At 41.0% G+C, this 13414-nt stretch carries 8 protein-coding genes; all 8 read left to right on the plus strand.

Annotated features, from left to right (window positions below; genetic code table 11):
- Nucleotides 1-1732 (plus strand): ABC transporter permease (locus ABUA47_RS09835; protein WP_349831571.1); only part of this gene is annotated, 1732 nt, incomplete at its 5' end.
- 18 nt (nt 1733-1750) lie between these two features.
- Nucleotides 1751-4150 (plus strand): ABC transporter permease, encoded by a 2400-nt coding sequence (locus ABUA47_RS09840; RefSeq protein WP_008664546.1) that lies wholly within the window; start codon nt 1751-1753, stop codon nt 4148-4150.
- 23 nt (nt 4151-4173) lie between these two features.
- A complete protein-coding gene (locus tag ABUA47_RS09845; RefSeq protein ID WP_035448547.1) occupies nt 4174-6531 on the plus strand; it encodes an ABC transporter permease in 2358 nt (785 codons plus the stop codon).
- A gap of 37 nt (nt 6532-6568) precedes the next feature.
- Entirely contained in the window at nt 6569-7243 is a 675-nt protein-coding gene (locus tag ABUA47_RS09850) for an ABC transporter ATP-binding protein (RefSeq protein ID WP_005837161.1), read from the plus strand.
- A 159-nt stretch (nt 7244-7402) separates the two neighbouring features.
- Nucleotides 7403-7690: a RyR domain-containing protein gene (locus ABUA47_RS09855; protein ID WP_005837162.1), complete on the plus strand. Its 288-nt coding sequence runs from the start codon at nt 7403-7405 to the stop codon at nt 7688-7690.
- A gap of 24 nt (nt 7691-7714) precedes the next feature.
- Nucleotides 7715-8110, plus strand: coding sequence for a hypothetical protein (locus tag ABUA47_RS09860; RefSeq protein WP_022402415.1), 396 nt, complete (start codon nt 7715-7717; stop codon nt 8108-8110).
- 13 nt (nt 8111-8123) lie between these two features.
- Nucleotides 8124-10142 (plus strand): hypothetical protein, encoded by a 2019-nt coding sequence (locus ABUA47_RS09865; RefSeq protein ID WP_022402414.1) that lies wholly within the window; start codon nt 8124-8126, stop codon nt 10140-10142.
- Nucleotides 10143-10162: 20 nt separating this feature from the next.
- Nucleotides 10163-13414 (plus strand): hypothetical protein (locus ABUA47_RS09870; RefSeq protein WP_349831573.1); only part of this gene is annotated, 3252 nt, incomplete at its 3' end.

A 13414-nucleotide genomic window follows, 5' to 3' on the forward strand; every position in this document is an offset into this window, starting at 1 on the left:
TGCACGGCATGCAGCGTTCCGGCAATCTCCACGTGCTGCGGATGTTGAATTCAGGTATCAACTGCTTCCCATGCGTGAAGTGTATTTTCATCCAGCCATTGATGTTTGGCAGGACATGCTGCAAAGGGGGAATTTACCACAGCTACATCTATTGGCACTTGTTGCTGTACTAATTTTAATTGTAGGCATCTTCAATTTTATGAGTCTTTATACGGTTGTATTATTGAAACGAAGCAAAGAATTCAGACTAAAGAAGGTTTTTGGAAACAATTCAGCACAGCTATTCTCCCAACTATATATCGAGAATTTATGTCTGACACTTGTATCATTATTTATAGCCTGGTTCCTTGTCGAGATTTCCGTCTTTCCCTTAAATAACTATTTTGATGTCATTCAACAACCTAATGGTATATTTGACATAGGAATAACCATAGCTATCCTGATTTTACAGCCATTGACAGCTTCAATCTATCCGTTTTTTAAATTCAAATACAACACGCCTATCCATTCATTACGGAAAATAGGCAGTGGTGAAAAATCGTCTGTTGTAAGAAACCTCTATCTGAGTATTCAGTATATCGTGGCATTCATTCTAATAGTTGTTTCCATGTTCTTCGCCAAACAACTGTATGAAATGACTCATATAGATTTAGGCTATGACACAGACTCTATCGTTAAAGTCCATTTTGAACGCTATGAACGCAAACAGCCTACCACTGAAGCAGAATATCTGAAACAGACCTCCTTGCGCAAAGCCTCCAAAGAAAATATATCCACTGCAATGAATGCCTCTCCTTTATTCACGGCATGGAATTACTCTTTATCCCCTTATGAATATTTCACAGAATCTCCGGTACTTTTCCGTAAGCTCGGAGAAGCCAATTTCAAACAATTGTATTGCATTCCCATAACAGAAGAAGAAATAAGATTTCATGGCTTCCGTTTATCCCAGGGACGTTTATGGGATGCCGACATCGACCATGAAGGTGAAGCAAAACTGATTCTCAATCAAAAAGCCATGCAACTCTTCGGACTCGAAAGCGCAATCAATGCCCGGCTGGAACCCCAACAACCTTTATGGCCGCGTAGGGATTTGAGCCCTTATCAGATTATAGGTATCGTCGAAGATTTTTATTGCGGACATTTATCCCAACCGGTTCTTCCTATAGCTTTTATATACGGTGAAACATATCTTTCACAAATTCCTTTGCAAGCTAAAATTGCTCCAGGACATCAAAAAGATGCCGTTGCCTTCCTGGAAAACCTACACAACGACAATGCTGATGGAGCCTTCAATTATACTTTTGCAAAACAGGAAGTTGAGAATCTCTATAAGTCAGACAAGCAAATAACTATTACCTATTCCTTTTTCGCCTTTATGGCCATTCTAATATCCTCAATAGCTTTGTTTGGATTGTCCTTATTTGACATACAACAAAGATACCGGGAAATAGCTATACGAAAAGTACATGGCGCTACACATAAGGAAATTTTATTGTTATTACTCAAAAAATACATTATCATATTAGCAATGTCATTTTTGATTGCCATTTCTATATCTTATTGGGGAATAACCATTTATCTGAAAGATTTTGCCTACAAAGCCAACATCAGCAGTTGGTTGTTCATTATTGCAGCAATCATCATATCATTAATTTCCATATTAACATTGGTTTATCAAGTAAAAAAGGCTGCACGACAGAATCCGGCGGAAGTAATCAAAAGCGAATAATACAATAATGATACTATTATGATAAGACATTATATTAAAACAGCATTCAGAAACCTATTAAAGTACAAGGCACAGAATATCATCTCTATCATCGGACTGTCGGTAGGTATACTTTGTTTTAGTATCTGCCTATATTGCAGCCGCTATATAAATTCTACCGACAAGTGCTTTACCCACTGGGAACGCATTGCAGACATAAACCTATACACTCCAGCAGAAGAACCTTATTCCGGAACTCCCGCTACGTTGTTTGAGAGTCTGCGCCAATTGCAATTCCAAGAAGTAGAAGCATTTACTTTTGTTGCCTATCCCCGCCCACGTAGCTACAATGTGGAAACTATCGACAAGGAAGAACTGCCTTACGAAGATTTATATGCTATGGAAGTAGATACAGCCTACCATAGCGTGTTCACCCCGGAAGTATTACAAGGTTCATGGGCTGTAGCATCGCAAACTCCCAATGCCGTGATACTGACACGCTCTCTGGCACACAAAATATTTGGTCTCGGAGAGAATCCGATAGGAAAGCGAATGACCTTAGCACAACGGCTTTTCTCTTCACCTGATACCACACCACGAACAGGAGGTACCATCTATACCATACAAGCGATAATAGAAGATATTCCATTGAATACCAGCCTTAGCTTTCTCCAAAAGATTGATATGTTAATCTTGAACGACAGCGAAGGACTTATACAATTCGATGGACGAGACAGTATGACCGGTGGACTTACTTTTGCTCTTCTTCGTCCGGGCAAAACATCCGCGCAACTTGAAGCCAGTTTCCGTGCAATGGACTTGAAGCACACAATATTCAATGAGAAAAATACCGTATCAGCCTCGAATTTCGGAAAACTTTTTCGGGAGAAATCCGTTGCCCCTTACTTTGCCGGAATCACATTCATTGTCGGCCTTTTGATTCTACTGACTGGTCTACTCAACTTTTTTCATTTTTTGACGGGGAGTTATCTGAACCGTTCGCACGAGTTCGGCATTCGTAAAGTGAATGGAAGTAATGGCAACAAACTATTTTGGTTACTTTTTACCCAAGCCATTATCATTTCGTTCATAGCCTTCTTATTGACTTTCTGTCTGATAGAAATATTTACCCCTTACCTTTCATTCTCTTTATTTGATTTCACATTAGTCATTGAACGGGACCTATTATTGATACAGACAATAGAATATATGGCAGGCGTTATTTTACTATGCTTATTACTCTGCTTGTTTACCGTATGGAGGATGAAGCATGCCTCCATCCAGTCAAGTATTTACAAGAACAAATCCAAACGCCACAAACAGAAGATACGAAATTGTCTTTTGGGTATCCAATTTTTCATCTGTTGGTTATTCATAGTCTTTACAGTCGCTTTATATTTGCAGGCTAACAAGACCGGTTCCACACTGTTCAACACACTGACAGAAAAAGAAAAGTCCGAAATCATCAGTATTCCTATGGATTACCGTTTTATGAAAAATGACGAAAAGCTTGCTCTCATAGAGCGCATCAGTCAACATCCGGATATAAAAGATAAAATGCTGACAGATATTAATTATCTGAAAGGTATTTCGGGAACAAGCATGCAGACAGAAAAAGATAACCGGGAAAGTAGCCTTGAAGTCAATATAATGAATGTTCCTAATAACTTTTTCGAGTTTATGAATATCCCCATTCTCTCCGGGCATGTCCTGAAGACAAATAGTGACATGGTAGCAGACCGTAAATTGGTAGAACGTATAAAGAAGGATTTACTGGGAACCACCTTGTACAATTATCAAGATAGCTACACGGTATGCGGCATTTGTTCCGATTTTGTAGCCGACACTTACAATCAGAGCCAGGGCTTCGTCTTTCTGCCTTGTGATTTCAAATATTATGTAGGTCATTGCTATTTGAAGTGTGTACCCGGAAAAGCAGAAGAAGTAGAGGCTTTCGTTAAGAAAATGCTGGAAGAGAATCTTCCACCGAGTATACAATTACACATTTCGACCTTGCAGGAAGACATTCACCAAGCGCAAGCCATCGAGAACAACATGAAAGGGATAATCTTATTCTTCTCATTTGTCAGCCTTATAATCACTTTATTAGGCGTCTATTCGGCAATCACACTGGATACGGAACGCAGACAAAAGGAAGTGGCAATCCGTAAAGTAAATGGTGCAGGATTGAAACAGATTATCATATTGTTTGCCCGTACGTATATTTATCAGCTTGTACTCTCGGCAACAATGGCATTTCCTTTATGTTATGCCATACTGCAGTTATGGAAAAACATGTATATCGTATTCTTTAATGATGGCCCGCTATTTTGGATTTCAATCTTCATAATCGTAGCTGTCATTACTACTCTGACTATTATTTTCCGTATTCTGAAAATAGCAAGGACAAATCCGGCAGAAGTCATTAAAAACGAATAAGAAAATATATTTACCTAAAGATTATGACCATACTTACAATCCTAAAAATAATTACCCGCAGTTGGTGGAGAAACAAAGTTTTCTTCTTCATTTCTATAGTCAGTCTGGCTATAGGGCTAGCATGTACAAACTTGCTGTTCACCTATTATGTACATGATTACAATATAGAGAGTGGCAATCGGGACAAGAACCGTATTTTCTGTCTGCGTCAGGATAATCCGATGCAGGACGGAAGCAAGGTGGCCTATGCTGATGCCAATATTCCCCCTATGCTGAAAGAAAAATATGCAGAAGTGGAAGACTACCTGCGTATCAATTCTCTGGTTCCACAATATTGTAAATATGGAGGGGAGATTTACCACGATATAACCTTTATATCTGCCGATACTACTTTGCAACATTTCTTCCACTATCATCCCATTGCCGGTAGTTTAAAGCAAGTATTGGAACAACCGGGCAAAGTAGCACTCAGTGAAGCTTTTGCACATAAACTGTTTGGAGATAAAAATCCATTAGGAGAATTGCTGGAAATAAAAACCATGACTGATACCCAAAGTTATGAAGTGGCAGCCATATTAAAGTCACGGTCACAATCATTGCTCCAATTCGACATGATTACCGGGAATAACAAAGACTTTTGGGGTGGAATGACGTTTCTGAAACTAATTCCAAATACCGATGCCCAACAGTTTACCGAAAAAATCAACCACGACAAAATTCCCACTTTGATTCCGGAAAAGACACAATATTACGTCGACCCTCTGTCCGACATCTACTTTACTACACCGGACTACGATACACAACAACCTCTGCCGTATATCAATCAAAGTAATGTGCAATTATTGTATATCAGCCTTGCTGCCGCCTTGTTGGTACTTATCATAGCCTGCTGCAACTATACCAACATGAGCCTGAGCCGTGTATTGCAACAGCTCAAAATGATACATGTGGAGAAACTGATGGGAAGCAGCTTGAAGGATATCCGCATCCAACTGTTTGGTGATGCATTCCTCACTGTGCTGCTGGCATTCGGATTATCTTTACTCATCATCAACGACTGTCTGTCTTTTTTCAATGGATTATTTGCATCCCATTTAAACGTACATTTCTTTTTCAGCCTACAGATGCTACCCTTGTTAGTGCTCTTTGTACTAGTTATGTCCATTGTCCCTGCCTGGTATATCAGCCATAGACTTTCACAACTCTCATTCAGCGAATACAAGACGCTTTACGGAGGTAAAAAGAAACAACGTTTCATAGCTTTGCTGATCATTCTTCAGTTTTCCATTTCTATAGGGCTGATATTCGCTACTCTCGTTGCCAATGAACAAATCAATCTCATCAAGGAACGGGCCTACTGTTACGAAAATCGGATTGAAATAGGAGATTTCAATGCCGCACCGGCTACAATACTTAAAGAAGAGCTGGAGAAACATGTACAAGGAATAGAGTCCATCGCCCTGTCACAAGGCTCCATATTGAATTCATGGATACGTGAGCTATCCATCAAACAAGCCGACGGTACGGAAAAAAGTTCCTACCTATTAATGCTGTATAGTGATGCCAATCTGGTAAAAACGATGGGGTTCAAACTCTTGTCCGGCAACGCTCCCGAACAACTGCAAAAACAATATGCCTATCCTGCACTGGTCAACGAAAGCTATGTCAGAATGCTGATTCCAGCAGGAATAAATGCCATTGGAAAACCTTTGAAAGAATTTGACCAGTCTGCCGATTCTTTATACATCATCGGCGGTGTATTAGAGGACTTCCCGTTCAGTTCATTGGAAAATGAAATTACCCCGGTCATACTTTACCTTCCACCTACAGAGAGAATGTCGGGTGCCAACTATCTGCAGATTAAGCTGATTGAAAGCAATAAACAAGAAACACTACATCAAATAGCCCAAATATGGGAAAAGATGAATGAAGGGGAGATATTTCAATACACAGACATGCACCAAGACTTTATGAAACGCAATGGTAAAGTCTTGTCTCTCTCCAAACTCCTTATCGCCTATTCTCTGATTGGCTTGATATTGACCTGCTTCGGCTTATTCGGCATTTCATGGTATGCCACTCGCCAGCGTATCCGCGAAATCAGCATTCGCAAGATTCATGGAGCAACATCCCGACAAATCGTGCTGTTGCTGAATAAACCATTCTGCCTGCAAATTCTGCTTGCATATATTCTAGCTGTCCCCATTGTCTATTGGCTCATGCACCATTGGCATGAACAGTTTGCCTATAAAGCCCCCTTCACCGTTATGGACTTTCTATTGCCACTATGTATTGTCTGGATAATATCTGCCGTCACAGTGTGTCTGCAAAGTTATTTGCTGAACAAAACAAATCCGATTGACTGCATCAAATCCGAGTAAGAAATAATATATTTATAACCCATAAAAACAAAGCATTATGATTAAGACAGTAAACTTACAGAAGATTTTCAAGACCGAGGAAGTACAGACTCTGGCTTTGAACGACGTAAACATTGAAGTGAAAGAAGGGGAGTTTGTTGCTATCATGGGACCTTCAGGCTGCGGAAAATCCACTTTACTGAATATCCTCGGTCTGTTGGACAATCCTACATCCGGAGAATATTACTTGAATGGGACGGAAGTATCCAAATATACAGAAGCCCAACGTACCAACTTGCGTAAAGGAGTCATCGGCTTTGTATTCCAAAGTTTCAACCTGATTGATGAGCTGAATGTATACGAAAACATCGAACTGCCGCTACTCTACATGGGCATTCCTGCCACCGAACGCAAGCGCCGGGTGGAAACCGCTATGGAGCGTATGGCAATCATGCACCGCAGCAAGCACTTCCCGCAACAATTGTCCGGCGGACAACAGCAACGCGTGGCAATCGCCCGTGCAGTCGTATCAAACCCTAAACTGATACTTGCCGATGAGCCTACCGGTAACCTCGATTCAAAGAACGGAAAAGAGGTAATGGAACTACTGAATGAACTGAATAAGGAAGGCACTACGATTGTCATGGTGACACACTCACAACATGATGCCGGATTTGCCGGACGTATCATCAATCTGTTTGACGGGCAGGTAGTGACGGAAGCTAACTTATAATTCACGCTTCTCCCGATTTATATGCAGGTTGCAATGTTTTTTCCATTGTAATCTGCATGTTTTTTTGGAAATAGCTTTCCTTTTTTTTGTTTCTGTCGTCCGAAATGCCTAATATTGCTACCAATAAACTTTTTACTTCCACATTTTAAATAACAGAAAATGAAAACATACACACCGTCCCCTTTGAACGCAGAAAATATCACTTTACCGGATAATTTGACGGAACTCACAGAAGCCATGGCACGCAATGTGCATGAAGTATGGGCTTTGGGAAGAGTGAAAGAAGGATGGAAATACGGAGAGACACGCAATGATGAATTAAAGACACATCCCGGACTTGTACCATACGAAGAGTTACCGGACTCAGAACGAGAATACGACCGGCAAACAGCCATACAGACACTGAAACTGATTATGAAACTGGGATTCGACATACAGAAGAAATAATAATCCAATATCTATTATAGTACTATGAGGACGAGTGAGAACAAGTATTATCCTATCCGGCACTGGTGGAAATTCGTGATTCCTGCCTTTATCATTCTCTTTCTGGTTGCAGCATTGATTGTGACATGCACTACATTCCAAAACCTTATTCAATTCTTTCCATCGCGTGGAATGACCTACCTGATGACACTCCATGCCATCATTTCCCTTAGCGTATGCATCTGTTTTTTTCTATGTATCAAGAGATTAATAGATGTATTCTCATTGAATCTGGAACAAGAAAGAAACATTCTTGCATCCTTGTATCAGGAAAAAGAAAAACGGGAGATTATCAATAACGATGAGAAAGAAATCAATAAACTGAAAGAGAATATCAGAAAAGAATTGAAACAAGAAACTGAAAAAAAGGAAACTGCCTAATGACAAAACAAATATGAATCTGCTAACAAGACTTTTTGCCCTTCATTTTGACCGCTCTTTTTCCGGAAAAGGATGGAGGCAGCTTGCTTGGCTTTTCGGAGTCATAGTAACTGTTTTCTTATTGATATATCTGGTAAGTTTTGCATTTATCTTTCCTGAGCCGTCTCTTGAAGAATGGACCGGTATTGATAAAGACGTACCTATGGGGCGTTTGCTTCAGTTGATTTGTCTGTTCATTGATCCGGGGAATATTGTGGAAGTACCACCTTATCTGCGTTGGTTCTCTCTATTGGTCGTAGTGCTGGGATTAATTTTGTTCTGCGGATTATTGATATCCGTAATCTCCAATATGCTGGAACGCAGAGTTGAGCGATATCGTGAAGGCGATATCGTTTACCCTTTGCAAAACCACATCGTCATTATCGGTTTTGACAACATGGTCCCCACTCTTATCCAGCAAATTTGCGATGACACACATTATGGGAATTGCCATATTCTGATTCAGAGTACCCAACCGGCACAAGAAATCCGTAGCAAAATCCATACGGAACTGGATGCCAAAAATGAAAAAAGAATTGTGGTGCTGCGTGCCCGGCGCGACTCTATCGAGGAGTTGGAAAAACTCTATACTACCAAAGCGCGCGAAGTATTCCTTATCGGAGAGAGGAACGAACATGACCATGACTCACTGAACATAGACTGCCTGAAAAAGATAGTTGACATTCATAAACGATGCAATAAATGTTCCCTCATACCATTCACCGTTCTTTTCGAATATCAGACTACTTTTGCCGCTTTCCAACTGACCGATTTGTCTGCCGAATGGAGAAAATATATAGAATTCCATCCCTTTAACTTCTACGAGGGCTGGGCCAAAAAGATATTGGTAAGCCGGCAATACGGAAAAGGGGAGAACTGTATTGAATATCCTCCTCTCGACCGTGAGGCAATAACCTATGAAAGCGAAAAGCATGTTCATCTTGTTATCATCGGTATGAGCCGTATGGGAGTGGCAATAGGAGTGGAAGCTGCCCATCTGTTGCATTTTCCAAACTTCTGCCGGGACAAGAACATAAAAAGTGTCATTACCTTCATTGATGAAAATGCCGACCGGGAAATGAATTTCTTTTGTGGACGATACCGCCATTATTTCGAGATATCGTCTACCCATTATTACGACATGAGCAAGGACGAAAGGCACGAGAGATTTGTCCTTCCCACCCGTTTTAAAGGAAAAGATGCAGACTTTCTGGATGTGGAATTCGAATTTATCAAAGGCCGTGCGGAAACTCCTGCCATCCAGAACCTAATTAAAGAATGGGTACATGACTCAGGCCAAGTATTGACGATTGCCGTCTGCCTCAATTATCCTCCTCAAAGCATGGCAATGGGATTATATCTGCCGGACGATGTATATGATGAAAACATCCCAGTTTTTGTCCGTCAGGAAACCTCCAGTGCACTGCTCAATATGCTTAACAGTAAAAAGAAAGATGAAGCGATTCATAAATATTCCCATGTTTTTCCTTTTGGAATGCTGGACAACTGTTACGACTTGGACAAAAAAAGCCGGAGGGAGGGACAAATCATCAATTATATATACGATTTCAAGAATAAATATGGAAATGTGCCTCAATCATGCCCACCTGACAATGAGCTGAAAGACTCATGGAACAAACTGTCCGTATCCCTTCAGTGGTCCAATTTGTACAGTGCATATTCCATTAGTCCCAAGCTACGCTCCATAGGCATTACGGATGGTTACGTGAAACTGGACAACGACCAGATAACATTGCTTGCCGAAGTCGAACATAACCGTTGGAACATGGAGAAGCTGCTGCTTGGCTTCCGTAAACCCACCGCCGAAGAAGAAGAGTTAATCTATGGCAGCAAGGAAATGGGAGACATCTTCAAAAAGAAACGCTTTGTGCATCCCGATATACGTCCGTATGATGAATTGAAGGAAAGCTCAAAAGCGTATGACAGATGTATCACAGCCGGCATTCCGCTAGTCGTAAACAACAACACATAGAAAGTAACCAACACTATATTATGAAAACATACCATGTATTTATAGCCTCTTCGCTGAGTTTTCAGAAAGAAAGGGATTTAATGGAAAAAGTCCTGACGGAAAGAAACAACAGCGAACTCAATATTGTAGTGCACCGGCACGAAAAAAATGGAGACAACGATTTAGCTAAAGGCGATACGCAGGAAATCATAAATTCAGAGATAAGGCAATGTGACGTCATCATCTTCTTCGCCGGAAACTGGATACGCTCCAAGACCATCGGAGAGTTTAATGTTGCCATCGAAAATGCATCCAACAAACATATCTATTTCTATCAGAATCCGACATTGGAATACACCCAGGAAGACTGGACAAACACTACTTTATGGAAAGACTTCTATGCGGAATACATGCAAAAGCACCTGGACGACGATACCGTTATCGAGCGGTATGAGAAGCAGTGCAATACGCTGGAGCAGCTAAGGGACGCGTTGGTCAAGGATCGTGAAAGTTTTCTCAATAATCCCTTTTGCGCAATCTCTTGCCATAAGATGGAGTATGATAAAATTATTCCCAACAGCCAAGCCAACCGTCGCAGAGGCAACCTGGACTACTATTTTATCCGTCCGGAAGTAGACAACAAACTTAAAGAGGAGTTTGACAGCACAAACAAGACAATCATCGTCACCGGTCAATCCACTTCGGGAAAGACTATTGCCGTTTGCCGAATGCTGAAAAAGCTCCCTCAGGAATATTATGTGGTCATTTTGAATGCCGATACGACCAAAGAACAGTTAGAACGGCTTTCTGTATCCCAATTCCAGCATGGCAAAAAAATTCTTCTACTGGACGATTTGCAGCTGTTGTTTTGGAAAGAAGAGAATGAAAAGCCGATACCCATTGACAGAGAATTACTTCGCAAGTTATCGGAAATCCTTCACATCGGCAATCCGGACTTCAAGGTTATTGCCACTACAAGCTATAGCTTCAAGGAAGTGAAATCCATGCTTACTTTCAATGAAATGGTTCCTCCGGCCATAGTCGAAGTGGGCATCAAACCTTTATCCTTCAAAAAAATAAATGAATATGCCCGCGAGCTCAGGACATACGGCTATCTTAAACTCCGACCCGAAGCCGGCATGACTATCGGTTCCTTGTTTTTCGACATAGACAGAATCAAGACCAGATATAACAACCAGTTCCAGAACAGCAATTTAAGCAACCTGCAGAAATCCATGCTTCGACAACTCTGCCACGCCATAAAATGTTTGTGGATGTGGAAAAAGAGAAGCCGCAATAAAATAGACCTATTGCTCGATTTCCTCAAATTCACCTATGAGAACAGTTACGAAAAGGCCGACAGAAGCACCATCTGTGAATTGGCAGGCAAAGTAGATGATTTGATTTATTATCAGGACATTGAAAAGGACACATTTGAAGTTGAAGACATCATAGTAACCCAGGTTTTCCAGTACTATAGCAGTGAACCGTCCGATGACCTACTGGCAACTGAAAAGAAAGCCATAAAGGGCATATTCCGCTATATCTACTACAAAGACAGACCGAACTTTTTCAAAAATACAACCAAGATCCTGCATCGGGTGAAAAACTGTTCGGTAAATGCCCCCGAACTCCAACAGTATATCATCAATGATGTTGTAAGCCGCATTTATAAAAACGAACAAACGCTATATACAAGTAAGGAACTGGGAACAAACCCGGAAGGCGTTTCCATTGATTGGGTGGACGCCTATATTGGCAATATAGCCAATTTTGCTCCTACCAATGCAGAGGCCATCCATATTTGGAAATTAACAAAAAAATATAATAGGAGAGAACTGAATGTGCTGCGGTGGCTCTTACCCAGACTGCAGACACAACAAGATAAGGACATTGTACACAAGGATTTGCTCAATGAACAAGGGCAAATGCAAGACAAGTATATAGAAAACTCGTATATTGAATTTCAGACAGAATTGGTACGGTTCCTCGACATGGACGAAGCCAAAGAAATATACCTCAACGCTTCCTTTATATACGAAGCTTCCCCAAGTGCCGATGATGACGACATAGATGATTTCTTCTCCGATTCTGCAGAGAGCGCCCATGGACAGGAAAGCAACAATGAGACTTATCTGACAGAACTGAAAGAGAAAAGAATACGTAATTTCGCCAGGCAGCTTATGCATAAAGCACAGACTCTGGCTGACATACACGACATCAAGAACTTCTTGCAGAAGAATGATAAAGGGGTAGTTCCCCACGACGATGCAGTCTTTTTCTTCAACTTTATTGCTCCCTATACCTGGCTGGAAGTTTTCAAAAGATTCAGCCAGCCGGAAGAGCTGGTTGCATTCTTCAACGAACTGACAGAACTGTCTGTCGACAAAAAAGAGGATACCAGTATGTTCCTGAACAAGACCGAAGTGTTGAATGGAGCACTCGAAAACATACCGTCCTCTTATGCCTATGATTTATGGAACCGTATGGGGAATAACTGTGATGGCTACTCATTGAACTTTATGCTCCAAAAGGCTAAAAATTTTGAGCAGGCCAAAGGAATCTTCAACACTTTTATGGAAAGGCTGGAGCAGCAAGAAGAAGAAAACAAGACCAAACTGAAAGTGGGTGAAATCTACCTGAACGACTTATTGGATACGACCTCCACTTATAGCGGGATTAAGGAATGCGAGGAACTGTTCCATAAATACCATTTACTGGAAGCAGACCAGTCTTTACTGGATTACCCGAGCCAGCACACACAAGGTATCCTATACCAACGCATGACCCTAAAGGAAATCAAGGCACATATGAAGAGACATCGTCCCCAAAACGGCGATGAATCTCGAAATATAAGAACAATCGTACAATTCATTCTGAAAATATCAAATTATGAAGAGGCGTATCAGGCACTGTTCGGAGAAACTCCCGATTGTATTACTCCGGAAGAGCAACAGATTTTGAATCATTCGCCCTACGTTGTCTCCGAAATGTTCAATAAGGTAAAGACTCCGGAAGAAGGAGGAGTCGCAAGGGATTTCTTCGAGAACCGGCTGGACAAGTCACTGCTCAATCATCCTGATGCCAATATCTTGAATATCATTATCAATAACCGGTTCATATATCCCTATTATGAACAAAAAGTGGACATGATAAAGCGGATGTCCGAAAAATACACCGTACAACAGAACAGTTATACACATAAACATTTACTCTATCACCTGACCAACCACACCCAAGATTCACTTCCTCCGGAAGAAATACAACTGATTATAAATGAGGACATAATGAAA

The sequence above is a fragment of the Bacteroides sp. RTP31139st1_H2_RTP31139_211217 genome, from assembly GCF_040227615.1.
GTDB classification, from domain to species: domain Bacteria; phylum Bacteroidota; class Bacteroidia; order Bacteroidales; family Bacteroidaceae; genus Bacteroides; species Bacteroides uniformis.

Bases quoted from the DNA above. Each gene is read 5' to 3' on its own strand.
- ABUA47_RS09840 (WP_008664546.1), top strand. From the start codon at position 1,751: ATGATAAGACATTATATTAAAACAGCATTCAGAAACCTATTAAAGTAC.
- ABUA47_RS09845 (WP_035448547.1), top strand. From the start codon at position 4,174: ATGACCATACTTACAATCCTAAAAATAATTACCCGCAGTTGGTGGAGA.
- ABUA47_RS09850 (WP_005837161.1), top strand. From the start codon at position 6,569: ATGATTAAGACAGTAAACTTACAGAAGATTTTCAAGACCGAGGAAGTA.
- ABUA47_RS09855 (WP_005837162.1), top strand. From the start codon at position 7,403: ATGAAAACATACACACCGTCCCCTTTGAACGCAGAAAATATCACTTTA.
- ABUA47_RS09860 (WP_022402415.1), top strand. From the start codon at position 7,715: ATGAGGACGAGTGAGAACAAGTATTATCCTATCCGGCACTGGTGGAAA.
- ABUA47_RS09865 (WP_022402414.1), top strand. From the start codon at position 8,124: ATGAATCTGCTAACAAGACTTTTTGCCCTTCATTTTGACCGCTCTTTT.